At 44.4% G+C, this 24265-nt stretch carries 21 protein-coding genes; 17 read left to right on the forward strand and 4 right to left on the reverse strand.

Annotated features, from left to right (window positions below; genetic code table 11):
- Positions 1-25: 25 nt before the first annotated feature.
- On the reverse strand, positions 26-550 hold the full coding sequence (locus BGI33_RS10495; protein ID WP_100091130.1) for a hypothetical protein: 525 nt from the start codon (positions 548-550) through the stop codon (positions 26-28).
- 812 nt (positions 551-1362) lie between these two features.
- Between BGI33_RS10495 and BGI33_RS10505 the strand changes: the two genes are divergently transcribed.
- The 7 genes from BGI33_RS10505 (at position 1363) to bfr (BGI33_RS10540) (ending at position 7788) form a co-directional block, all read left to right on the forward strand.
- Positions 1363-2739 (forward strand): OmpP1/FadL family transporter, encoded by a 1377-nt coding sequence (locus tag BGI33_RS10505; protein ID WP_180296996.1) that lies wholly within the window; start codon positions 1363-1365, stop codon positions 2737-2739.
- A gap of 237 nt (positions 2740-2976) precedes the next feature.
- Positions 2977-3870 carry an SDR family oxidoreductase gene (locus tag BGI33_RS10510; RefSeq protein ID WP_100091133.1) on the forward strand — a complete coding sequence of 298 codons (894 nt, stop codon included), beginning with the start codon at positions 2977-2979 and terminating at the stop codon, positions 3868-3870.
- A gap of 533 nt (positions 3871-4403) precedes the next feature.
- Positions 4404-5411: a 3-oxoacyl-[acyl-carrier-protein] synthase III C-terminal domain-containing protein gene (locus BGI33_RS10515; protein WP_100091135.1), complete on the forward strand. Its 1008-nt coding sequence runs from the start codon at positions 4404-4406 to the stop codon at positions 5409-5411.
- On the forward strand, positions 5408-5596 hold the full coding sequence (locus BGI33_RS13565; RefSeq protein WP_100091136.1) for an SDR family NAD(P)-dependent oxidoreductase: 189 nt from the start codon (positions 5408-5410) through the stop codon (positions 5594-5596). Before BGI33_RS10515 ends, BGI33_RS13565 begins: the two co-directional genes overlap by 4 nt.
- A 78-nt stretch (positions 5597-5674) precedes the next feature.
- Positions 5675-5938, forward strand: a complete 264-nt coding sequence (locus BGI33_RS12960; protein ID WP_180298979.1) for a hypothetical protein — start codon at positions 5675-5677, stop codon at positions 5936-5938.
- A 901-nt stretch (positions 5939-6839) separates the two neighbouring features.
- Positions 6840-7304: a bacterioferritin gene (bfr, locus tag BGI33_RS10535; RefSeq protein ID WP_100091139.1), complete on the forward strand. Its 465-nt coding sequence runs from the start codon at positions 6840-6842 to the stop codon at positions 7302-7304.
- A 10-nt stretch (positions 7305-7314) separates the two neighbouring features.
- Positions 7315-7788: a bacterioferritin gene (bfr, locus tag BGI33_RS10540; RefSeq protein ID WP_100091140.1), complete on the forward strand. Its 474-nt coding sequence runs from the start codon at positions 7315-7317 to the stop codon at positions 7786-7788.
- A gap of 74 nt (positions 7789-7862) precedes the next feature.
- On the opposite strand, the gene cysG is transcribed toward bfr (BGI33_RS10540), so the two are convergent.
- Positions 7863-9272, reverse strand: a complete 1410-nt coding sequence (gene cysG / locus BGI33_RS10545; RefSeq protein WP_100091141.1) for a siroheme synthase CysG — start codon at positions 9270-9272, stop codon at positions 7863-7865.
- A gap of 252 nt (positions 9273-9524) precedes the next feature.
- Between cysG and BGI33_RS10550 the strand changes: the two genes are divergently transcribed.
- The 4 genes from BGI33_RS10550 to BGI33_RS10565 all read left to right on the forward strand — a co-directional run bounded on the left by BGI33_RS10550 (position 9525) and on the right by BGI33_RS10565 (position 13135).
- A complete protein-coding gene (locus tag BGI33_RS10550) occupies positions 9525-10253 on the forward strand; it encodes a phosphoadenylyl-sulfate reductase (protein WP_218965192.1) in 729 nt (242 codons plus the stop codon).
- 62 nt (positions 10254-10315) lie between these two features.
- Positions 10316-11230, forward strand: a complete 915-nt coding sequence (gene cysD / locus BGI33_RS10555; protein ID WP_037407542.1) for a sulfate adenylyltransferase subunit CysD — start codon at positions 10316-10318, stop codon at positions 11228-11230.
- On the forward strand, positions 11230-11832 hold the full coding sequence (locus BGI33_RS10560) for an RBBP9/YdeN family alpha/beta hydrolase (RefSeq protein WP_100091144.1): 603 nt from the start codon (positions 11230-11232) through the stop codon (positions 11830-11832). Before cysD ends, BGI33_RS10560 begins: the two co-directional genes overlap by 1 nt.
- Positions 11833-11839: 7 nt before the next feature.
- On the forward strand, positions 11840-13135 hold the full coding sequence (locus tag BGI33_RS10565; RefSeq protein WP_100091145.1) for a sulfate adenylyltransferase subunit 1: 1296 nt from the start codon (positions 11840-11842) through the stop codon (positions 13133-13135).
- An 833-nt stretch (positions 13136-13968) separates the two neighbouring features.
- Here the strand turns inward: BGI33_RS10565 and BGI33_RS10570 are convergent.
- Complete coding sequence (locus BGI33_RS10570; RefSeq protein WP_100091147.1) at positions 13969-14601, reverse strand: helix-turn-helix domain-containing protein; 633 nt, start codon at positions 14599-14601, stop codon at positions 13969-13971.
- Between the two features lie 124 nt (positions 14602-14725).
- Between BGI33_RS10570 and BGI33_RS10575 the strand changes: the two genes are divergently transcribed.
- From BGI33_RS10575 to BGI33_RS10585, 3 genes are all read left to right on the forward strand, one after another.
- The gene (locus tag BGI33_RS10575) at positions 14726-14911 is read left to right on the forward strand and encodes an XRE family transcriptional regulator (RefSeq protein WP_100091148.1); all 186 of its coding nucleotides are present in this window, start codon (positions 14726-14728) and stop codon (positions 14909-14911) included.
- Positions 14912-15268: 357 nt separating this feature from the next.
- Positions 15269-15931 carry a helix-turn-helix domain-containing protein gene (locus tag BGI33_RS10580; RefSeq protein ID WP_100091150.1) on the forward strand — a complete coding sequence of 221 codons (663 nt, stop codon included), beginning with the start codon at positions 15269-15271 and terminating at the stop codon, positions 15929-15931.
- Between the two features lie 632 nt (positions 15932-16563).
- On the forward strand, positions 16564-17259 hold the full coding sequence (locus tag BGI33_RS10585) for a JAB domain-containing protein (protein WP_100091151.1): 696 nt from the start codon (positions 16564-16566) through the stop codon (positions 17257-17259).
- 63 nt (positions 17260-17322) lie between these two features.
- Here the strand turns inward: BGI33_RS10585 and BGI33_RS10590 are convergent, their stop codons facing one another.
- The gene (locus tag BGI33_RS10590; RefSeq protein ID WP_100091153.1) at positions 17323-19452 is read right to left on the reverse strand and encodes a KAP family P-loop NTPase fold protein; all 2130 of its coding nucleotides are present in this window, start codon (positions 19450-19452) and stop codon (positions 17323-17325) included.
- 548 nt (positions 19453-20000) lie between these two features.
- Between BGI33_RS10590 and BGI33_RS10595 the strand changes: the two genes are divergently transcribed.
- From BGI33_RS10595 to BGI33_RS10605, 3 genes are all read left to right on the forward strand, one after another.
- Positions 20001-20978, forward strand: a complete 978-nt coding sequence (locus BGI33_RS10595; protein ID WP_180298980.1) for an L-lactate dehydrogenase — start codon at positions 20001-20003, stop codon at positions 20976-20978.
- Between the two features lie 190 nt (positions 20979-21168).
- The gene (locus tag BGI33_RS10600; protein ID WP_100091154.1) at positions 21169-22950 is read left to right on the forward strand and encodes an assimilatory sulfite reductase (NADPH) flavoprotein subunit; all 1782 of its coding nucleotides are present in this window, start codon (positions 21169-21171) and stop codon (positions 22948-22950) included.
- A 93-nt stretch (positions 22951-23043) separates the two neighbouring features.
- On the forward strand, positions 23044-24180 hold the full coding sequence (locus tag BGI33_RS10605) for an acyltransferase family protein (protein ID WP_100091155.1): 1137 nt from the start codon (positions 23044-23046) through the stop codon (positions 24178-24180).
- Positions 24181-24265 lie beyond the last annotated feature (85 nt).

Raw genomic sequence — 24265 nt, forward strand, 5'->3', positions numbered from 1 at the left:
ATTTGCTTGAGGCAGTGCCGGGTAATCAGTATGGTGGCTGGGTACCGGCAGGCTGGATGAAATTGTCGGAATCATCTATGTTTTTGTGCTGCCGGTGCCGAATCCAGAGTAAACGCAGGCACAGGCAGGCCGGATACAGTAACAGTATCGAAACGATGAGATAACGCAGATTGTGCCATTCGACTACCATCTGGCCATGAGCCAGTGCCCATAATGCCCATAGCCATTGCCACCAGGCGGGCAGACTGAAAGCCAGCACAATCAGCAGGGCGGAGATTCTTACTGGTGTCATTGGCCACGACTGATGCTGCTGCACGGCACGATTCAGTTGTAGCAGGATAGAGAAGGCAAAGCTAAGGGTAAGCACCATGCCGCCATTAGCGATTACCTGTAACCAGCTGAAAGCAATGTCTGGTGATACCGGTAAATTGTTTTGCGACGCTGGCGTTTGTTCTAGTGAGATGCTGGCAACAATATTCAGGATGAAACTGTAAATCAGATCCAGCCATAATAGTAATAGCGGCCAGGTGCGTTTCAGTCGTTGAAACATTGTTGTGTAACCATGTAAACCGATAATAATGTGACAGTGTAACCATTGGTGCTGGCTACTGTAAATGGCTGTCAGGCGGATGATTATGGTAAAAATGGCCGATATTGCGGTTAGGCTGTTGTGCTTGCGGTCTGCAACTGGGAAATATGCATGTATGCATGCCGGAATAGTTTATTGTATTTGTTGTTATAAAATGCCAAAGTGGCTGTATAAAAAATAATTAATGATTGCAAAGTCGGGCAAATACAGGGTTGGTGCGGTGATGAGGTTTTGATGGATGGCTGTACTTAGCTTTTGTGCCATTATTTTCTGGCTGTATTTATGTTTTGGGTATTTATGCCCTGTCTGTTGATTGGCAGTTGCTGCTGGCACAGAATATTTGGGCTGTAATTTGTGTTGGGCAGATATGTTTCATGTTCGGGCTGGAAAAACCAATTTATTGTTATTTGATTTTATATGTGTTTGAGTTGCAGGGCATTATGCTAGTTTTAATCTTTTGAGTATAATTTGATTCTTGTGTATATTGTTGAAAATTATTGATTTTTATTTATGCTGGTGCGGTTGTTAAGCTGAATTTTTATGCTTTTTGGGTGAAAAATAATTGTATTTAGATATGGTGAATTTAATTTAATTGAAAAATTGTAAGGATGCTAAACGGCAATTTTGGGATTTTTGGGTTAGAATAAACACTCAAATTTAGCTGATTTTCAGTTTTTCTGAATATTTTTATTTGTTTTCAGACCTTTAATTAAGGTCTTTTTTGTTTTCTGCCTTTGAGAAAAAACACAATGACAAGACATTTGCCAGCTGTGATGAAAATAAGCACTGTATTTATCAGTGCTGCAACGATTATTTCTCCTGTATATGCGTCTGGATATCATTTGGGTTTACAGTCTGTAACTGCGGTAGCAGCCGGTAATGCTGCGGCTGCTGAGGCTGCGGATGCGGCAACTATTGTGAATAACCCGGCCGGACTGATGAATCTGGATGGTACACAGATCGATACTAATTTATTTGTAATTAAGCCCGATATTACATACCGTAATGCCCGCGGTACGTTTGCGGATGGCTCTGCTGTGCAGGGGCCTGAGCAGGATAATATTGCCAATACTGCTCAATTGGTACCGCAACTGTATTTTTCCCATCGCCTGAATGATAAATGGGGTATGGGACTGGGGGTATATATTCCGTATGCAGCCAGAACTAATGACAGTTCTGATTCAGTGCTGCGCTATAACGTGAATAAAACTAATGTGAAAGCGCTGGATATTAATCCGGCTATCGCTTATAAAATCAATGACAGACACTCGATTGGTGTCGGGCTGATTGCGCAGTACCTGCATGCGGAAGTACAGAAATATGCTGATTTTGCGCCGGTGGGCAGTGCACAGTCTGGCATTCCGCAGGCTGTATTACATCAGAAAGCACCGGGAGCATTTGATGCGCGTGCCACGGTGAAAGGCAATGACTGGGGCTATGGCTTCAATGCTGGCTGGCTGTGGGATATTAATGATGATGTGCGGGTAGGTGTTAGCTATCGCTCGAAAATTAACCAGCATTTGCACGGTACCGCACGTTGGAAGCCAATGGGCAGCTATGCGCAAAGCTATGCACCGTTGTTTGAGCAGTTTGGCTTTAAGGCTCTGGAAGGTGCGCAGGTACAAATTACCACGCCGGAAGTGATGTCGCTACATGGTATGTGGAAAGTGAATCCGCAGTGGAATGTGTTTGGTAATGTGAGCTGGACGCGTTCTTCGCGTCTGCATCAGCTGGATATTAATTTTGAGCACGACAAAGCGATTGATCCGGTACATGGGGCTACTTCTAATACTACGCATATTGTCACTAATTGGCGTGATACTTATGCAGTGGGTGTAGGAGCCTCCTACCAGCAGAATCCGCGCCTACAGTGGCGTTTCGGGGTGAATTATGACCAGTCGCCGGTACGCAGCTCGTCTACGCGACTGTCTACAATTCCTGATGGTAACCGCTGGCTGTTTGGCACTGGTGTCAAATATGATGTGAATAAAAATGATACTGTAGCCGTATCGTATGCCTATTTGCATATTCAGCAGACGCATATGAACCAGCAGGATCAGGGTGTGCATGTTTCCAGCAATGTACGAGGTGAGGCGGATTACCGTTCACATGCACATATTGCTGGTATTTCGTATACGCATCGTTTCTGAGGTTTGTCCGGGCGGGCTGCTTATGCTGGATATGGATAATTATGTTTAGTATTCAGCCTGCTCTGGTTATTTTTTGTCATAATTTGTATAAAAATATACAAGCCATTGAGATTAATAAATTTTAACTACAATATTGACATAAATTACAGGGGATTTTCTTTGCGCGTATCATAATCTGTCGTATGATGGTTTTGCTGTTCCATCTGGATAAAGCATTGTTAAACATGGAGATGTATTATGAATCATCAAGAAGGTTTACAAGATCCAAGAACCAAGTACTACCATCAGGATTTTTCTAAACAGTATCAGCCTGCCCCGGGCCTGCAAAGCAGGATGGATCCGGTACCGGATTGTGGCGAAAAAAGCTATGAAGGTCATGGCCGTTTGAGCGGACGCAAGATTCTGGTCACCGGTGCCGATTCGGGTATTGGGCGCGCTACAGCGATTGCCTACGCCCGTGAAGGTGCTGATCTGGCAATTAATTATTTGCCGGCTGAAGAGGAAGACGCTAAACAGGTTGCAGCACTAATACAGGAAGCTGGCCGTAAAGTGGTGTGTATTCCCGGTGATTTGAGTGATGAGCATTTCTGCAAACAGCTAGTTGAAAAAGCGCATACCGAGCTGGGTGGACTGGATGGTTTGACTTTGGTTGCCGGCAAACAGACCGCAGTAGAGCGTTTCTGTGATATCAGTACGGAACAGTTGAAAAAAACATTTGAGATTAATGTATTTTCCTTGTTTTGGGTAATTCAGGCTGCTATGCCTCATTTACCTGCTGGCTCTACCATTGTTACCACCAGTTCTGTACAAGCCTTTGAGCCTAGTCCTAATCTGGTGGATTATGCTGCAACTAAAGCTGCGATTGTGGCCTTTACTCAGGCCTTGGCCAAACAGGTGGCCGAAAAAGGTATCCGGGTAAATTCTGTGGCACCAGGCCCCATCTGGACTGCACTGGAAATTACCGGCGGCCAGCCTCCTGAAGCCATTCCGAAATTTGGCCAGAGTGAATCTGTACTTGGCCGTGCCGGTCAGCCTGCTGAACTTGCACCTACCTATGTTTTCCTGATGTCTGATGAATCCAGCTATGTGACAGCTCAGGTATACGGGGTTACTGGCGGTATTGTGTTGTAAGGCAATAATTCGTTTTTAATCTAAATCAATCCGTACTAAAACTTTCTTTCTATGCTGGCAGTATGTCAGTTGTAGATATGAGTTTCTAGTACGGATTTTTTATTGATTTCAACTGAGTAATGTGAGTAGTTTTTTTTATACATAAATTTTATATATATAATTATGTTTGAGATGTGTTGTATAAGTCAATTTTTGTTGTATGTTGTTAATAAACTACATATGTTATTGTGATTAAGGGTAAATTTTATACAATAAATTTGTTTATTTACTATATTTTTATTTAGTTTTGTCATAAATTTCTGATTAAAAAAAGTATCGGCTGATATAGAGTTTCTTATAAAAATTAAATATGCCAATAAGATTATTTACCCATATGAAATTAAAATTTACTGAATAGGATTTATTGAATAATCAGTTTCTTGATTAATATTTGTGCTGTATCAAAATTTGTGAATAAAATTTTATAGACGTTAAATAACATTGATTTGTATCATTAATTTACATAATGAAGATTAATATTTGAGGTGAAGCGAATGACTGTTCAAAATTCAATATGTGCAACTATACCGTTAAAAATTCTATCTACAGGTGCTGCCGTACCGGCAAGGTGTGTGACATCATCCGAGCTAGACAAACGTTTTAACAAACCTGATGGTTATGTGCAGCGACGTTCCGGTATAGAGCACCGTTTTCATATTACTGATGATGTCGGTCAGGCACAGTTAGCTGTCGAGGCATTGAATGATGCACTGCAACGCCAGCAGATTGCGCCGGAATCTATTGATTTGCTGATTTCTGCTTCGGCAATTGGTATTCAGGTATTACCGTATACAGCCGCGCATATTCTAAAAGTTAGCAATTTACCGCAGAATATTGCCAGTTTCGATATCAATAATACTTGTGTTAGTTTTATGACTGCGCTGGAAACGGCAGCCTGTCTGCTTAATCAGGGTGTGTACCGGCGCATTGCTATTGTTTCTGCCGATCTGCCTTCGCGCGGTCTTAACTGGGATGATGAGGAGTCTGCACTGATTTTTGGTGATGGTGCAGCTTGTGCAATTGTGGAAAAAGGCGATGGCAGCAGTGGTATTGTGTCGTTTTTGCTGGAAACCTATCCTGAGGGGCTGGATTTATGTGAGGTGCGTTGTGGTGGCACGCGACGCAATCTGCGAGTAGGGATGGATGACAGTGATTTTCTGTTTGATATGAAAGGCAAGCAATTATTCAGGCTAGCCTCCACACTGCTTGAAAGCTTTACCGAGCGTCTGTTGCAGCAGGCCGGTTTGAGTATGTCGCAACTGGATTGTGTGCTGATGCATCAGGCCAGTCATCTGGCGCTTAAACATATTTGCAAGCAGCTACGTATCAGGCCGGATCAGTATGTGGATATTTACCGCTATCGCGGTAATCAGGTGGCTGCCTCCATCCCCTCGGTAATGCATGAAGCATGGACGACAGGAAGAGTACATGCGGGCAAACCGTTAATGTTGTTGGGTACTGCTGCCGGCCTAACACTTGGGGGTATGGTGCTGTTGCCATGAAAATACTAGTCACTGGTGCCACCAGTGGGCTAGAGCGCAATGCAGCGGAATCTCTATTGCAGCAGGGACATCAAGTACATGCCACCGGTCGCAATCAGGCGGCTGCGCAATGGCTGCACCAGTATCAAGCGTCATTTACTGCGCTTGATCTGGAGCAGGCCAGTGTCGAACAGTGTGTCAGTTAATGCAGTGCTGTGACGCCGTCTGGCATTGTGCAGCCAAGTCCTCAGCCTGGGGAAGCTGGGCAGAATTCTATCAGGCCAATGTATTGGCCACGCGCAAGTTGGCACAGGCTGCCGGAACAGGAGGAGTGGCGCGCTTTTGTGGCCACAGATAATGGCTGGACGCTGCTGGCCAGTGATGCAGCCTGGTCGCACCTGAATTATCAGCAGATGCGGCTACCGTTGAAACTGGCTAATCTGATTATGGATAATCCGCGTGCCTATGTAACTACCCTGCAAGCCTTACAACAATTACATCAGGGTGGTGCAGCCACCATTCACTTGAGTCATGAAGGGCAGGTATGAGTGCATTAATAACTTTGTGGTATTACTGGCGCCCCCGCGTATTTTGTCAGCCAGCAGCAGTACGCATACGCGACTAAATCTGCTCCCCTAAGCTGGGTAAGCTGAAGCATATCGTTGCAGAATATATTTTATTGGCCTATTTGCAGGCACCAGTTGTAGCTATCTGTACCACTGGTGTCCATTACATTTATACCAACAATAAATACGACAAAAAATATGTGGATTGGCGGATATGGCATGAACAGGCAATAAATGCGAATGGTTATATTTTCTCTGGCATAACTTCATTATGGCTATGTAATAATTTGGTTGTACAAGTGTCTGTATATTAGTTAAATAAAGTTAATTTATATAAATATTTTCTAATTTAACTGGCTCAGGCAGGCCTGCTGATAGATTTTAATAAATGATGAGAACCATTATTATTCTAATGCTATGTTTATATTGAATATTTAAGTTAATTTTTGAATTTTCAGATGAATAATTATGAAAATTAGTTTTATTTAGATTAAAAATAGTGATGAAATTTAATGTTATGATAAGTTCAAATGGTTGTATCGATTATTGTATTGAAAATATTGCGTAATTAATACACCTGTTTAGCGGGGGATGGGATGGCAGATTAATTTAAGCCTGCAATTCACGGCTGCACAAAATACTGCGGTAGACTATTTATCCCCATTGGATACAGTACGGTGATGCAAATGCATGCTTAATCTACTGATAGGTTTAGTATACGCAGCACAGGTACGAAAACAACAGCATAAATTAATGCTATTTAAATGGTTTATCTGGTGATGACGGTTTCAGGGTCAGGCTGGATTGTTGATGACTGTTTAATAATTAATCAAAGCTGTCTGGCTATGCCAACAGAACAGCTTTGAGCAAAAAGGAAGCAAATATGGAAGGCAAAAAAGTTGTACTGGATTGTTTAAACCGCTTACTGGCAGGAGAGCTGGCCGCACGTGACCAGTATTTTGCGCACTCACGTATGTATGAAGATATGGGCTATATGCAGCTTTTTCAGCGCATAGACCATGAGATGCAGGAAGAAACCGACCACGCCCACCAGTTTATCCACCGTATTCTGATGCTCAATGGCAAGCCAAACATGGTGCCGGATGCAGTCAATGTTGGTACCGATGTAGTGAGCATGTTGCAAAATGATCTGGCTACCGAGCTGAGTGTGCGCCAGAACCTGAAAGATGCAATTAAACTATGTGAACAGGAACAAGACTATGTCACCCGGCAGTTTCTGGTGGCACAGTTGAAAGATACCGAAGAAGACCATGCCCACTGGCTGGAACAGCAATTACGCCAGATTGAAGTAATGGGTTTGCCAAACTATCTGCAAAACCAGTTGTAAGGAGAAAAATATGCAGGGAGACCGTTTGGCCTTACAGGCACTGAATAAAAATCTGGGTTTGCTGCTGGTATCCATCAATCAGTATTTTTTACATGCACGGATATTACGCAACTGGGGCTTTGCCGAGCTGGGCGAAGTGCTGTACAAACACTCGATTCGCGACATGAAAAGTGCCGATGCACTGATTGAACGCATACTGCTGCTGGAAGGGCTGCCCAACTTGCAGGAATATGGCAAGATTCTGGTGGGTGAAAACATCACCGAAATTTTACAGTGTGACCAGCAGGCGGAACAGGCCAAGCATATCGCGCTGGCCGATGCGATTGCCGTGTGTGAAAATCAGCTTGATTTTGTGTCACGCGATTTGCTTGAACAGCAAAAAGCAGTAAATGAAGAATATCTAGACTGGCTGGGCACACAGCTAGACCTGATTGAAGAAATTGGCTTGGCCAATTATGCCCAGACAGCGGCACGGGCAGACTGATACAGGTTATACAGAAAACAACAACAGCACGTCTGCGCACGTGCTGTTTTTTTATGGCAGCAAGCACATCATCGCTAAGCTGCTGCCTCGTCGGCGACAGAATTGCCCTGTGGCTGAAACCACGCCAGTTGCTGCCGCAACCGTACCACCTCCCCAATAACCATCAGCGCCGGTGTGGCTGCCTGTTGTGCCAGTACCGCCAATTGATGCAGTTCACCGGTTAAGACACATTGATTGGCCTGAGTGCCATGCGAAATAATCGCTACCGGCGTACTGCCCGCCCGCCCATGGGCAATTAACTGCCGGCTGATTTCTGCCGCTTGCAGCGTTCCCATATAAATCACCAGAGTTTGCCGTGCACAGGCCAGCGTCTGCCAGCCGTATGTCTGGCTGCCCAATTGCTGGTGGCCGGTAACGAACAAAACACTCTGGGCATAATCGCGATGCGTGAGTGGAATACCGGCATAGGCAGTGGCTCCCAAACCGGCACTAATGCCGGGAATAATACGAAAAGGAATGCCAGCCGCTTGCAATACCGCACATTCTTCACCGCCACGGCCAAAGACAAACGGATCACCGCCTTTGAGGCGTACCACACGTTTACCCTGCTGTGCCCACTCTACCAGCAGCTCATTGGTTTGCTGCTGTTGCACCTGATGGCGTCCGCAGCGTTTGCCCACACTGATTTTTAAAGCATCGCGACGCACCAGCGCCAACACTTCTGCCGATACCAGTGCATCGTATAACACCACATCCGCTGCCTGCATGGCCTGCAAAGCATGTAAAGTTAGCAGGCCGGCATCGCCCGGGCCGGCACCCACCAGCGCCACTTCACCCTGCGGCAGCGGCTGGTGCTGAGTTAACTGTTGCTGCAACAGCGTTTCTGCCGCAACTTCATCGCCGCTGGCAATATACTGGCCAAAGCGGCTGTGCTGAAACAACTGCTCCCAGAAACGCCGCCGCTCACTAAGACTGCGTAAGGCAGTTTTCACCTGTTTGCGCCAGCGTCCGGCTACCGCAGCCACCCGTCCCAGAGAGAAAGGCAGCAACACTTCAATCTGTTGGCGAATCAGGCGCGCCAGCACCGGCGCGTGGCCGTCGCTGCTCACCGCTACCTGTATTGGGCTGCGGTCAATCAGTGCCGGCACAATAAAGGAACAGCAGGCCGGCTGGTCGACACAGTTGCAAAATGTCGCCGCCGCTTCGGCCGCCTGAAAAATACGCCGATTCAGCGCATGGTCACTGGTGGCTGCAACCACCAGAAACACACCATTCAATAAATCGGGGCTGAATTCCGTACCAATGTATTCGGCTTGTTGTGCCGCAAACCACTCTGCAAACTGAGCAGTGGTTTGCTGCGCAACCACCTGTAGCCGCGCGCCGGCCTGTAACAGCGCGCTGGCCTTACGTTCGGCCACCAGACCGCCGCCTACCAGTAATACCTTGCGCTGATATAAATGAGTAAATATCGGATAGTGATTCATACTGGCTTATCGTTGTATTTAGCATGCCATCTTATAAGCACCAGTGCCCGCCTGAAAAAGAAGCAATTTTTCTAACCAAAGCGTTGGCAGTTATATCTGCCATCGCCATGCACAGACTGGGGATTTGGTTATAAAGAAAGAAATTTTTATTCTTTCCTTGCCGTTGCCTGCGCTTGCTACTATCCGTGTGATTCAGACAGTAATCAGCTTAAACAGTTGCTGTCATTAACAAATTGTACATTCAGGATAGTCATAACCATGTTGCGCCCTCGCCTGTGGACACCACCGCATGATGCGGCCGCCACCAAACGCCTGCCGGCCTTAACCGCCCAGTTGCAGACACGTTTACAGCAGATTGTACGGCAGCATCAGCATATTAAATTTGCCTCCAGTCTGGCGGTTGAAGACATGGTCATTACCGATATCATTGTGCGCGAGCAGCTACCAATTGAAATATTTACCCTCAATACCGGCGCACTCAATAACGAAACACAGAACCTGCTGCGTGCCGCCTATGAGCATTGGGGTATCCGCATTGCCGAATACCGGCCGGATGAAGACGCTGTTGATGCCTATGTAGCCGCCCATGGCAAACAGGCTTTTTATGACAGCGTTGCCCTGCGGCGTGAATGCTGCCATATCCGCAAAATCGAACCGCTTGGCCGCGCCCTGAACAAGGCCGATGCATGGATAACCGGACAGCGGCGGGAGCAATCAACTACACGCACAGCGTTAGCACTGGCGGAGCAGGATAAAGCGCATGGCATCGCCAAATACAATCCACTGGCCGACTGGCTGGAAACCGAAGTATGGGCATATGCCCAGATGCAGCAGTTGCCAGTAAACGAGCTGTACCAGCAAGGCTATCCAAGCATTGGCTGTGAGCCCTGCACCCGTCCCGTAAAAGCCGGAGAAGACATTCGTGCCGGACGCTGGTGGTGGGAAAGTCAGGATAGCAAAGAATGTGGTTTGCACAAATAGGCAGAAATCAACCCAGCGTTGCAGGCATGGCCGACATGCTTGGCAGCCATAACGGAAACATCATGAGTATTCAAGACAAACATCTGGACTGGCTGGAAGCCGAATCGATTTACATCATCCGCGAAGTAGTAGCCGAAGCACGCAATCCGGCGTTACTATTTTCCGGCGGCAAAGATTCAGTAGTACTGCTGGCACTGGCCGTCAAAGCATTTCAGATTCCCGGACACAGCCTGCAATTACCGCTTACACTGGTACATATAGATACCGGACACAACTATCCCGAAGTCATCGCTTTTCGCGATGCCACCGTACAACAGTTGGGCGCACGGCTGATTGTTGGCAGCGTAGAAGATTCTATCCGCCGCGGCAGTGTAACCCTGCGCCGTGCTACCGATTCACGCAATGCCGCACAGGCCATCACCCTGCTGGAAACCATCGAAGCCAATGGCTTTGATGCATTAATGGGCGGCGCGCGGCGGGATGAGGAAAAAGCCCGCGCCAAAGAACGGATTTTCTCCTTTCGGGATGAATTTGGTCAGTGGGATCCCAAAAACCAGCGGCCGGAATTATGGGATTTATACAATACCCGCCTGCACCCGGGCGAAAACATGCGCGTATTCCCGATTTCCAACTGGACAGAACTCGATATCTGGCAATACATCGCGCGCGAACAGCTTGCCTTGCCACCGATTTACTATGCACACCAGCGAGAAGTCGTAGAACGCGGCAATATGCTGGTACCAGTAACCGAGCTGACACCCAAAAAAGAAAACGAAGTGAGCGTAATCCGCAGCGTACGCTTCCGTACCGTAGGCGATATTTCCTGCACCTGCCCCGTAGCCAGCGTAGCGGCCACCGCAGCAGAAATCATAGCCGAAACCGCACAAACCACCATCTCCGAGCGCAACGCTACCCGCATGGATGATCAAGTATCAGAAGCAGCAATGGAAGAGCGCAAGAAAGCAGGTTATTTCTGATGGCCAATACACCCACCACAGCAACACCGCATATATTTATCGTACACGGCTTTCAGAGTAGCCCGCATGATAACTGGTTTGACTGGCTGGCCACACAAGCACGCGCCGCCGGTAACACCGTAACCCAGCCGGCCATGCCCACACCAGACTACCCACAGGCCGCAGAGTGGCAGCAGACACTGGATGAAATTATCGGCCAGCCCCAAGCAAACACCTTTCTGATTGGCCACAGCCTCGGCGTCATCACCTTGCTGCACTTTCTCAGCCGGCACCGGCCGGCACGGCTGGGCGGGCTCATACTAGTGGCCGGCTTTGCCACCCAACTGCCCGAATTAAAAATACTGGATGACTATATCCATGCCAGCCAGCCCGATTTCACCGCTTTGCAGCACATCAGCATGAAGGTACACAGCATTATTTCCACCAATGACCCCTATGTTCCCGAAGCCGCCAGCAGCACCATCGCCCATGCATTGCATAGCAGCATCGATTATGTACCGTCTGGCGGCCACCTAATGGCCGAAGACGGATTCAGCGAATTACCACCCGTCTGGCAGAGCCTGCAACAAATGCTGGCGCAGGCAGCAACCCCACAAAAGTGAGACACCGATGAGCACCGATTCCGTATTGCGTTTTATAACTGCCGGCAGCGTGGATGATGGCAAATCTACCCTGATAGGGCGTCTACTGTTTGACAGCCAGTCATTACTGGCCGATCAAGTGGCCGCCCTGTATCACGGCAAACACAAACGTACCGCCGATGGCGTCCCCGATTTTGCCCAGCTCACCGACGGGCTGGCCGCCGAGCGCGAGCAGGGCATAACCATCGACGTAGCCTACCGTTATTTTGCCACACCAGCACGCAAATTCATCATTGCCGACACCCCCGGGCATGAACAATACACCCGCAATATGGTAACCGGAGCCTCAACCGCCGATGCCGCCATTATCCTGATAGATGCCACCCGGCTGGATTACAGCGAACACACACCGGCTTTATTACCGCAAACCCAGCGCCACAGTGCCATCCTCAAACTGCTCGGAACAGCACACATCATCGTGGCCGTAAACAAACTGGATTTACTCGACTACAGCGAAGAAAAATTCAACGCCATCAAACGTGCCTATAACAAACTGGCTACAGCACTGGATTTGCACAATATTAACTACGTACCCATCTCCGCCCTCAATGGAGACAACATCGTAACCGTCAGCGCGCATATGCCGTGGTATCAGGGGCAGCCATTGTTACGACTGCTGGAAAGCCTGCCCGTGGCCAACCGCAACAGCCAGCTTTTGGCCGCACCGGCACTATTTCCAGTACAGCGCGTTGCGCGGCTGGATGGCAGCAGTGCCGATGATTTTCGCGGGTATCAGGGGCGGCTGGAACAAGGCTGCCTGCGCGTGGGCAACCCAGTGCGCATCGAACCGGCCGGCCAGACCAGCACCATTGCCGCCATATATACCCCGGCCGGTCAGGTAGAGCAGGCACAGGCCGGTACCGTGCTCACCATAGTACTGGCTGATGATATAGATGTATCACGCGGCGACAGCATCGTTGCCGCAGACAGCACATTGCAGCCAGTTAAAAATCTCAGCGCTTCAATATGCTGGTTTGACAGCAAGCCATTGAATTGCGCCCGACGCTACTGGCTCAAACATAGCACACAGACCGTTTATACCAAAATCAGGCAGGTTGATTACCTGCTCGATGTACAAAGCCTGAATCACCGCCAAGACAGCGACAGTATGCAACTGAATGATATCGGCCGCATACAGCTCAGCGTGCAGAAACCAATAGTAGCCACTACCTACCAAGCCAATCCGGCTACCGGTGCCTTTATCCTGATTGACGAAACCACCAATCACACCGTAGCCGCCGGCATGATTGCCTCACTGGCCTAAAACCGCACTCAAGTGCGTGTCTGTAGCCTGAAAAATCCGGCGCAGATAATTAACCCTCTCACATACACTGCCAGCCTCACTTCACACTGGCAGTGTATAGTTATTCATTATTAGCCACAGCAGCATTTACACGTGGGGTAGTGCTTTTTTTTTGAACCTTTCTGCAACACACACAAAAGGCTGAAATATAGGAAACACGGGCATTCAGGGAGGGGGATGGCAAAAATTTGAAATTCAGCTTTTGTACCTTTTTAGGCAAAAATTGCGCAAATTTTGAAATCTTTTAAGCAGATAATAAAAAGGTTTGAGCAATATTTAAACTGTTGTGCCATATCGATTTCAAGCATTAATATGGCGCAATTATTTTTATTTCAAATGTACAACTTAAAAAAGTTTTTTAAAAACATTAAATTGAATTCGATTTCTAAAATTTTATTACCTATTACTTTTTTCTAAGTTATACAGTGTTATATAAATTAAATCGTATAGTAGCCTTGTTTTTTACCATTATTTCTGTGTTTTGCTTGCAAGTCATGAGTAAACCAATTCCATTGAACAAAGCATGGGCTATTAGATTGGTTTGATTTGTTTATAATTAGCAAACTAAACAAAATGCACAGTTTTTTGCTTAATTATTTAATTAAATTAATTGGTTATAGAAAAGTATGAATTAATATGGTTATCGGCCAAACAAAAAACATTTGTTTGGCCGATAACCGCTACAAAGAAATATGCAGACGCATGGATTTATTTGCATATTCACTAGTTTATATTAATCGAATTAAAACAGCATAACCAGTCACAACTAACTAGTATAGAAATCATTTAATCTGTTATTTTGATTGCAGCTTGTTGCGCCCAAATTCATAGATTAACAAGCTAAGCCATTTTTTTAAATATGTTTCCGCTTTTTCGTAATCCTTTAATGCTATGCATTTATAACTACTGGTATTACAATATGCGCTTAAACTCTGCCAAACCGACCGTGCTGTCCTCGGTTTTTTTTTCAAAATTTTTTCAGTTTCTACAATTTGTCTAACCAGCTCTTGTAAATTTCTTATTTCCTTATCAGTGATATAAATAATTTCTTTATTTTTTTCATTTTCTCGTTTGTTAGAATAAATTTGAGTATGGTGCACAACCGCTTCAGATGCCGCAATAACCGAATTATTGACATTGCCAGATATTAAATTTCCTACAGCATAGACATTTTCAGTAATCTCCTCCTTATTTTTAGAAGAAACAACATCTAAATTCATAGATCTTATCCCCGTAAATATAAACTGAATATCAACTCCCAGTTTTGTTGCCGCAAGTAAAAACTCAGCAGACATATTAACTTTTCCTGATTCATATAAACGTAGACTTTCACTACTAACATTTGTTTGTGCTGCGAAATTTTTGCGTGAATAGCCGAGACGCTCTCTTTCATTAATTAAATTCATTGCCAAATCAATTAATTGCATAATTAAACCCCTTTAAATTCACAAAGATACTTGCTATACCAAATATCTTTGTAGTAAAGTTAGTTCGTTAGTTAAAACAAGCAGGTAAATCAGTCAAGTAGACCAGTATTTTAATGGGAAAACTATGGAGCCGAATGAAATTTATGAAGATTCAAAGAAAAAAGGCTTATCTGCGCGATTAATTGCAGATGCTTTAAATGTGACAAATCATTCCGTTGCTGAAGTTATAACAAGTGGTAGAAGAAGTAAAAGAATTGCAGAGGCAATAGCCAAACTTATTGGAAAACCATTTACAGATGCTTTCAGCTAGCTATTGATTAAAACATATACCCAAGCATACATACCACGTAAATATTTGTTTAAAGATTATTCATAGCACAGGCCTTAGAGGTAAGTACAAATACAGCAATATAAAAAGTGTATGTAAACAACAAGTAAGAATAATGTGTGAACATTAATTGAATATAGGTTATATTGCTATAACCTATATGTGTTGTATCAACCCAATTGCAGGTTAACAACTTAAGACTATTATAGATAACGTAAATATTGCAAAGAATAATTAGAAAAATTGTCAAATCACATGTTGACAATAACTATTTTTGTAAACAAAACATAACACCAATTAAGTTAATATTCTATTGTCTTTTTAATCGGGAAATAACAGATGTTAAGTGATCGCATTAAACAGGCTCGGCAGCGTATTGGCCTGTCTCAACAACAGATTGCCGATAAAATGGGCGTCTCCAAAACTGCCGTATTCAAGTGGGAATGCGGCCATTACGAACCTAAGAATCTCGATATACTTGCCAACATATTGAGTGTCAATTTAGCGTGGCTACGAGAAGGTCGAGGCAAACCGTTTCCGACACAGACTACCGGCGTGCCTGCTGTAATTGACATTGCCCCGTACAATCAGGATGAAACACAGGTATGCCTGTATCCATCGATTGAAATGGCCGGTTATGCACATTCAAAACAGCCATACGGACAGCATTGCAAAAAATTCAGCCTGAGTACCGAGCTTCTGGCGCGTAAAAAAATCAGCCCCGAAATGGTGGTGTGCTTTCCAGTGAGAGATAACAGCATGGATCCCATCATTCCGCACGGAACAATTTTTGCCGTAGATTTAAACCGTACCAATATAATTGACGGCAATCTGTATCTGATTAAACAGAATCACCAGTATCGCATCAGAAAACTGTATTCCATGCCTTACGATGAAGTACGCCTGCATGCCTATAACAAAGCAGAGTATCAGGATGAATACGTATCGGTTAAACATATAGTTATAGTTGGCCGCATATTCTATTATGCCGTAGGACTGTAAAACAGCTTTAGTATCACATACCATTGCAGCCAGCCAGACACTGATAGAAATTAATGCGCTCAGCTAATTCTATCGGGTATGGCTGGCCAAACCGGCTATAGCCAAGCTTATCATACCGAAACCGCTTATAACCTAAACCATTTTCCTGATGGAAATTACCTCATAAAATAGCAGAAACTCAAAGTCAGAAATCCTCCCCACAGCTCCAGTAAGCATCTGATAGCGGATATATCCAGCGCGCCGTATTTCCCCGCCATTGATAAAAACAGAATCAGCCATGTGCCATATATACGGCAAAGGATATCCGCATGATAAAGCGCAGCAGAAGCAACATTTAAAAACCATTAAAACAACATAGATACACAAAAAAATTCACCATCACACTTGAAACACAACAGGCCTTTACAGCTTGTATCTAATGGTATAATCATAAACAATAGCATGTATAGTCAGGTTATCTGCCGCTCGTTGGTTTTAGCAAACCATCACCGCTTAACTTTATTGTTTAAAAGAATATTGCCAGCCCAAATCAAACATTCTTTATCAACATGAATTATCGGTGTAGATTAACTACTGCTTAGCACAGACAGAATACGTTATATTATTTTTAAGTTATTTTACATAGGGATAAGATGGATATTAAACTGACCAAAAATGACAAACGCTATATCCAGAACACAGACGACGTATACAGCATCATGCAGCGCGTATTATTGCGTGAAAACAAAATTGACCAAGAAAAAGAACATTTCTGGATCATCGGCATGAATCTGCGCGGTTATATCCTGTATATCGAACTGATTGCGCTCGGCACCTATAAAGCAGTCAACATCGAGCCCATGAACGTGTTTCGCGTAGCCGTAATGAAAAACGCTTCACGCGTGATTATCGTACATAACCATCCATCCGGCTCGCTAACCCCTTCTGAGGACGATAAAGACACCACCGACCGCTTAATTCAGGTTGCCCGCATTTTAAATATCGAGCTTACCGACCACCTGATTATCACCCCCAGAAGCTACATCAGCTTTCGCACCATCAGACTGATGGAAGAGCTCGAACAAAGCCTGAAATATGTACCGCCTTACCAAGTGGTTGAACGGATACGCAAAGAAGAGAAGAAAATCGCCAAAGAACAACTGGCGGTTGAAAAGAGCAAGACTAAAACAGCACGGCAAAAAGCAAAAGAGATAAAAGAAAAAGCTGATTCCGAGAAAAAAGCATTGATTAATGTTTTATTGGAAAAAGGTGTATCCATTGAAGATATTGCCAAGATTTTAGAAATCACCCCTATAGCAGTTGAGAGATTGATTAATAAAACGGAATGATGTAACAACAAATAAAATGGTAAGCCGCAAGCCAGCTTGCGGCTTTATTATTTATTCCAGTGATTAATCCTTTTCAGGATGATTATGTAGCCACAAAAATTGTTGTATAAACAGCTCCCCTGCATTTGGATTTTCTTTCCAAGGATTTTTTGGATAATCATCTGGTATATCAAGCAAATGAGAAAAATTCTCTTCAATGCTTTCAATAAAAGCAGACACATCTATTTTTTCAGTTAAACTATTATATTGCTCCCTTGTAAAATCAGCTTTATATTGACCTGCCGCACTCCATGCTGTTGGCACATATGCGGTAAGCAAACGTATAATGGCCGTAGGGTCTTGAGCAATTAATTGCATAACATAATCATTAACGCAATAATTGTTAACATACTTATGTAATATATCAAAGATATGAGATAAATACTCAGAATAATCTACAATAATATCTTCACCTTGAGCTATATGTTTTTCTATAATATTTCTACCTAAATATCTGCCAAATTGATTGATACATTCATCTGAAAAGCATTTTTTTTCTGGTCTTTCTTCATCCTCGCTACTCAACCAGCGGAAAAGTGCTACTTTGAACGCAAGAGATGAAGTAATATCAATATATGTATAAACTAATTCTGCTCTTTTATCTTGTTCAACATTTTGAATTAAATCACCTGATAACATAGTGAATTGATCTAGCGCTGTTAAGAAACTTGATAATGTTTCAGAATTAGGCATTAATTCACTTTTCTGGGCTATTGCAATTGTTAATGGATAAGCAATGTTACTTGGAATACTATTGGCTTTATTCGTCAATTTTTGAATAATATTGCCTGCATTATCAGTATTTATTAAACCATTTAATGGATTTTCATCTTCATGAAAAACGGGGTGCCAAGACGCTAAGTTTAATAATAAAGAAGATATAGCCGAATCAGCAACTTCGCCATTTGGAACTGAATACAAAAAATATTTTGAAAAATAATTTTCTGAACAAATACGTTGACCCAAATCCCATTTTTGATAAGATTCAAAATTAAAAGGAATTTTTTTAGATCTCGGATTTAAATTAGGAAATAATTGCATTAATAATCTGATAATATTTTCTTTATTAATATGTGGCAAATCAAATGCGGTATTAATAATATCTTCTATTTGCTTTTTTACTGATTCACTATTTTGTTTCTGGAATGTTCCTGTAAAAAAATTCTTATGGTTTCTAATAGCTTCATATAAAGATGGATAAAAAATTCTAACGCCCTCAATAAGCATTAAATCAACAGGATTAACTTCACCTTTTAATAGAGGAAGAGAAAATAACAACGCATTACCATAGAGTTTAGCTCTGCGAGGCGTACATAATTGTTCATTAAAGGCACTAAAATAATAGTGACGAAACGTTCGATATTGTTCATCAGTAAGCTTAATTTCAGCTACAGTTAAAGCATTATTAATATTATTGAGACAAAATTGTTGTAAATTTTTATTATCTATTGCAGGTAAATATAAGGGTATTTGGATGATTTTCTCTAGAAATGCTTCACCGGCATGATGATTAGCACCCGCATATCTCTCTTGTAATGATGAAGCCACAATATCTTTATCAAAGGCTAAAATATAGGCTGTATATTTAAAATCGGCGATTAATTTAACAATTTTAAATAATAATTGGATTTCTGCCTTATCCAATCTATCCACATCATCAATTAAAATAAGAACTCGCTTTTGGGCTTTTTCTAATGCAGCTTCAATTCTCTTTTTCAATTCATCTGTATCAACTTTTTTGATGAAGTGACTAATTATATTACCCAGCCAGCCCAAATTTATTGCTTCTCCAGCATGTGGCGCTAAGTTTTTTACTAAATCCTTAAAATAATCACCCTTTTTAATTAATTTAGTATCTAATGCCTCCGCAATGGTAAAAAAGAAACCTTTTAATAAATCATTTTCAGTACCGTAACGCCACGGATTAAACTTGATGCAAATAACTTTTTCTTCAGATTTGAGGGATTGCTGTATAAAGTTTAGAACGGAAGTTTTTCCATCTCCCCATACCCCATATAGCCCAATCACAAGACCACTTGGATCCTCTCTTCTCGCAATCACTTGTCCAACTCTTTCTGCAAATTTCCATCGAGAAAATTTATCTTCTTCTTTTGATGAAACCGGCGCATCAGCAGAAAAATGTTGATTGGTCATATTGGTATCACCTCTATAATTGTTTGATGAGTTAATTATAATTAGTTTTAACTTAACTTTTTTTAGTGATTTTTGAATTATATATATTGCTTTAATTTAATTGAAATACCAGATATATAAAAATTTTTTCTCTGACAAAGCCATTACAAATTAGTCAAATACCACCCTTACGCACCTTGCACCGTAGAACGGCAAGCCAGAGCGTTTTGTTTGAAACCCTCGCTAGCCTGTATCAATATAGTACAGTTGTCAGCTTGGCTGATGTGAATATTGTTTGCCATTTAAGCACATGCCTTGCAGAATAATCGGTCTGTTCGTGGCCGTATTTTTTTGTATGGTACAAATCATGCAAACATAAATATATAAACAAAAAGTCTGGAAAAAATAATAAAACATTTATACAAAATCATATTTATAGGCAGCATGCACCAAAATATGTAATTAATGATGAATATTAATAAATAATGAAATTGTCATGTGATAACCTGTTACAATTTATGCATAAATTCGCGTAGATTTGCATTTATCCATAGAAACGAGGTTGAATTATGTTGCAGCCCACTAATGCTAAAAACCATCAGAAAATTGTGCTGGTTGGTGCCGGTGCTGTTGGTTCTACTTTTGCTTATGCAGCTACTCTTCAAGGTATCGGTCAGGAGCTGGTGATTGTCGACGTTGCCCGGGACAAGGCGCATGGAGATGCCAAAGATATTGCCGATGCTTTACTGTTTACCTACCCGAAAAACATTTACGCTGGCGATTACAGCGATGCTGCCGATGCTGATATCGTCGTGATTACCGCTGGTGCAGCACAGAAACCGGGTGAATCGCGTCTGGATTTGGTTAACCGCAACTTGCATATCATTAAAAGTATCGTAACTCATATCGTCGAATCGGGCTTTAATGGTATTTTTCTGGTGGCGTCCAATCCGGTGGATATTCTTACCTATGCCACATGGAAATTATCCGGTTTTCCGGCAGAACGGGTAATCGGTTCCGGCACTTCACTGGATTCTGCCCGTTTATGTAAATATGTAGGCTATCTGTTTGATGTCGACCCGCGTACTGTGAGTGGCTATATGCTTGGTGAACATGGCGATACTGAATTTCCGGCTTGGTCACACCTGAGTGTAGGCGGTTTGACTATGGCAGAATGGATTAAAAATGACCCGCGCTTTACCGAAGCCGATTTAGACACTATTGCCGACCGCGTAGTTAATGCTGCTTACGATATTATCCGCCTCAAGGGGGCAACTTATTATGGTGTCGGCGCGGCACTGGCTCGTATCTGTCGGGCGCTGCTGGACGATGAAAACACCATTTTGCCTGTTTCCGCCTATCTGAACGGCCAGTATGGTGTTCAGGATATGTATATTGGTACGCCGGCCGTGCTCAACCGTCATGGTGTCCGTCAGGTAATTGAAATTCCGCTGAATGAAAAAGAGCAGGGCTTAATGCGTGCCTCAGCCAGCCAACTGGATGAAGTGATGCGCAATACCTTTGCCGAAATCGGTATACAACGTTAAGCACGACAGTCTGGAGAAGTCAGACTATGCGTTTCTGGGCAGCCCGCCGGCTGCCTTTTTACATATGCTTGTCGCTTCTAACTAAATAAGCGCCATTTCTTTCTCAAAAATCTTTGTGCTTGCTAGTATGGCTGAATTGTTTTTAGCAGCCTGTAAATGAAATTAATCATAATTTTATCGAGCACAAGCCATGACCATACCCCTATCCCCCGAATTGCTGCAATCACTCGCGCAGCTATCGCCCACGCAGCTAGCATGGTTATCTGGCTATGCATGGGCAACCAGCCAGCAGGGAAGTGCTGCTGCTCCGGTAGCCGTTCCTGTAGCCAGTGCTGCCGCAGCAGTTGTGGCACGTAAAGTACTGGTTTTATCCGCCTCACAAACCGGCAATGCCCGCCGTGTGGCAGAAAGTCTGCAACTGAAACTTGAAGCCGCGGGCATTAATGCTACCCTCTGTGCCAGTGGCGACTACAAAAGCAAGCAGCTTGCCAGTGAAGATATTCTGCTGCTGGTTACTTCCACTCAGGGGGAGGGTGAACCACCGGAAGAAGTCTTACCGCTGTATAAATATCTGTTCGGTAAAAAAGCCCCCGCACTTAATCAGCTTCATTTTGCCGTACTGGGACTGGGCGACAGCAGCTATCCGCAATTTTGTCAGTGTGCTAAAGATTTTGACCAGCAGCTAGCACAACTGGGTGCCCAGCGTCTTGCCGAGCGGGTAGATTGCGATGTTGACTATCAAAGCAGCGCAGCAGCGTGGCAGGATAAAATCGTTGCTCTGATTAGCGCCCTGAATAGCAGTCATGCCGGTGTGAGTAATGAGGTACAGCAAAGTGTGGTTGCCGCCCAGACGGCGGTATTTACTAAAGAAGCCCCTTTCACGGCCAGCCTGAGTGTACGGCAGAGAATTACAACGCCCAATGCCGGCAAAGACGTTGAACACATTGAAATTGATTTGGCCGGTTCCGGTATCCGCTATCAGCCCGGTGATGCACTGGGCGTGTTTTATCAGAACGCTCCTATGCTGGTCAGCGAAATTCTGCAACATACGCAGGTGGATAAGGATACACCGGTGCGTTTGGCGGATGGCCGCGAGGTGACTATTGAACAGGCATTACAAAACGAGCTGGATATTACGCAGACTACACCAGCTTTGGTACAGGCTTATGCGCAGCAGGCACATATTGCCGAACTGGATGGCATCATTGCTGATGCTGCTGCCTTGCAACAGTTTATCGCCACCACGCCGCCGGTAAGCGTATTGGCTTCCTATCCGCAGCTACTCAGTGCGCAGACACTGCATGACCTCTTCCGCCCGCTGACACCACGCCTGTATTCCATTGCCTCCAGTCAGGACGAGGTTGGGGAAGAAGTTCATTTAACAGTGGGGGTTGTGCGCTTTAGCCAGCGTGGCCGGCAATATACCGGCGGTGCTTCGGGTTTTCTTGGTGAATATTTGCAGGAGGGTGGAGCGGTACGGGTATTTGTGGAAGAAAATCACCGATTCCGCTTACCCGAAGACGGTAATACGCCTATCATTATGATTGGCGCCGGCACCGGCATTGCCCCGTTTCGCGCATTTATGCAGCAGCGTGATGCCAATGGCGACGCGGGCGAAAACTGGCTGGTTTTCGGTAATCAGAAATTTACCGATGATTTTCTTTATCAGGCTGAATGGTTGCAATACCGCAAAAGCGGGTTATTGACTCGTTACGACTTTGCCTGGAGCCGGCAGGGCAACGAAAAAGTCTATGTGCAGCATAAACTGCGTGAACAGGCCGCGGATATCTGGGCATGGTTACAGCGAGGAGCACATATTTATGTTTGCGGCGATGCCAGCAAAATGGCACATGATGTTGAGCAGGCATTGCTGGATATCGTGGCCACTCACGGGCAGCTTAGCCTTGAAGATGCCGATGACTACCTGAGTGAGCTGCGGCAGCAGCAGCGTTATCAGCGGGATGTGTATTAACAGCCATGCATTATGATGGAAACGAGATTCACAAACCCTGACCAAACCCATTAATATCGGGTTGTGTCCAACCTTTGCCAGCTTGCAGGGATTATGCTTCAATCATATCAGATGTTTGGCTGGATACTGGGATTATTACTGCTGTGCTGGGCAGTATTCAGTTCGCGGCTGTTTGTATTTATGGATAATCCCGGCAGCCGGCGGATAGAGCGGCTGGATGGCCTGCGCTTTCTGCTGGCATTCAGCGTAGCCATGCATCATTATGTTTACAGCTATTATTATCTGCATGGCCAGCCGTGGACACCGGCTGTATTTGCGCATAATCCGCTCAACCTGCGCATGGGCGTATTCGGCGTTACCCTGTTTTTCATGCTCTCAGGCTATCTGTTTGCCCAATCCAGCCCGGCATCGTGGCTGCATTTTTATCTGAAGCGCTTCTTGCGCATTGCCCCGATATTTTATTTGTCTTCATGCTGCTGTGTGCTGCTGGCACTGTATCTGCAACGGCATACACTGGTAAGCCGCGATATGCTGCTAAACCTGTATTATTGGTTTGATGCCGGCATTACCGGTGTCAAACCGCCATTGTTTGACATGAGGGATGCACGGCTGATTAATGCTGGTGTAGCGTGGACATTATACTGGGAATGGGCTTTTTACTTTTCCCTGCCGCTGTTGTGCTTTGTACGCCAGAAAACCGGCCAGCTACCACTGGCAATCAGCGTGTTATTTATCGCCGTCTATTGTGTCGCCCCGTTTAATCAGCAAAAAGCCTATTTCATCGCCTGCTTTGCCGTGGGCGCACTGGCCAGAATAGTGCCAGAATCGATACAGATACCGAAAAAGCTGTGTGACAGCGCAATTGTGCTGTTATTGGTGCTGATTTTCAGCATCACCACTGGCCGCTACTACATCAACTTCCTGCCCCTGTTTGCCCTGCTGTTTATCCTGATAGCGCTGGGCGGCGATATATTTGGGCTGCTCCGGCTGAAAGCCTTTGTACGGCTTGGTGATGCCAGTTACAGCATTTATTTGTTACATGGCATTGGCTGGTTCTGTTTGAATAAATATATTGCAGTGCACAATCTGGTTTTAAATCGTACTCAGTACACATTACTGTCCACCGCAGTCATGTTTGTATTACTGGTTATCTGTACTTTAACTTATCAGTATATTGAAAAGCCGTTTATGGCTTTGGGACGGCGTAAGTCTCCGTGGCTGAAAGAATAGGTTTCAGACATTACATGATATCTGCCCGGAATAGTTACACTATCCCGGGCAGTTTTCTTTATACAGTATCTGGGTGTTATTTCAG

This window comes from Snodgrassella alvi, from assembly GCF_002777425.1.
Lineage (GTDB): Bacteria > Pseudomonadota > Gammaproteobacteria > Burkholderiales > Neisseriaceae > Snodgrassella > Snodgrassella alvi_B.

Bases quoted from the DNA above. Each gene is read 5' to 3' on its own strand.
- BGI33_RS10495 (WP_100091130.1), bottom strand. From the start codon at position 550: ATGTTTCAACGACTGAAACGCACCTGGCCGCTATTACTATTATGGCTG.
- BGI33_RS10505 (WP_180296996.1), top strand. From the start codon at position 1,363: ATGAAAATAAGCACTGTATTTATCAGTGCTGCAACGATTATTTCTCCT.
- BGI33_RS10510 (WP_100091133.1), top strand. From the start codon at position 2,977: ATGAATCATCAAGAAGGTTTACAAGATCCAAGAACCAAGTACTACCAT.
- BGI33_RS10515 (WP_100091135.1), top strand. From the start codon at position 4,404: ATGACTGTTCAAAATTCAATATGTGCAACTATACCGTTAAAAATTCTA.
- BGI33_RS13565 (WP_100091136.1), top strand. From the start codon at position 5,408: ATGAAAATACTAGTCACTGGTGCCACCAGTGGGCTAGAGCGCAATGCA.
- BGI33_RS12960 (WP_180298979.1), top strand. From the start codon at position 5,675: ATGTATTGGCCACGCGCAAGTTGGCACAGGCTGCCGGAACAGGAGGAG.
- bfr (WP_100091139.1), top strand. From the start codon at position 6,840: ATGGAAGGCAAAAAAGTTGTACTGGATTGTTTAAACCGCTTACTGGCA.
- bfr (WP_100091140.1), top strand. From the start codon at position 7,315: ATGCAGGGAGACCGTTTGGCCTTACAGGCACTGAATAAAAATCTGGGT.
- cysG (WP_100091141.1), bottom strand. From the start codon at position 9,272: ATGAATCACTATCCGATATTTACTCATTTATATCAGCGCAAGGTATTA.
- cysD (WP_037407542.1), top strand. From the start codon at position 10,316: ATGAGTATTCAAGACAAACATCTGGACTGGCTGGAAGCCGAATCGATT.
- BGI33_RS10560 (WP_100091144.1), top strand. From the start codon at position 11,230: ATGGCCAATACACCCACCACAGCAACACCGCATATATTTATCGTACAC.
- BGI33_RS10565 (WP_100091145.1), top strand. From the start codon at position 11,840: ATGAGCACCGATTCCGTATTGCGTTTTATAACTGCCGGCAGCGTGGAT.
- BGI33_RS10570 (WP_100091147.1), bottom strand. From the start codon at position 14,601: ATGCAATTAATTGATTTGGCAATGAATTTAATTAATGAAAGAGAGCGT.
- BGI33_RS10575 (WP_100091148.1), top strand. From the start codon at position 14,726: ATGGAGCCGAATGAAATTTATGAAGATTCAAAGAAAAAAGGCTTATCT.
- BGI33_RS10580 (WP_100091150.1), top strand. From the start codon at position 15,269: ATGTTAAGTGATCGCATTAAACAGGCTCGGCAGCGTATTGGCCTGTCT.
- BGI33_RS10585 (WP_100091151.1), top strand. From the start codon at position 16,564: ATGGATATTAAACTGACCAAAAATGACAAACGCTATATCCAGAACACA.
- BGI33_RS10590 (WP_100091153.1), bottom strand. From the start codon at position 19,452: ATGACCAATCAACATTTTTCTGCTGATGCGCCGGTTTCATCAAAAGAA.
- BGI33_RS10595 (WP_180298980.1), top strand. From the start codon at position 20,001: ATGTTGCAGCCCACTAATGCTAAAAACCATCAGAAAATTGTGCTGGTT.
- BGI33_RS10600 (WP_100091154.1), top strand. From the start codon at position 21,169: ATGACCATACCCCTATCCCCCGAATTGCTGCAATCACTCGCGCAGCTA.
- BGI33_RS10605 (WP_100091155.1), top strand. From the start codon at position 23,044: ATGCTTCAATCATATCAGATGTTTGGCTGGATACTGGGATTATTACTG.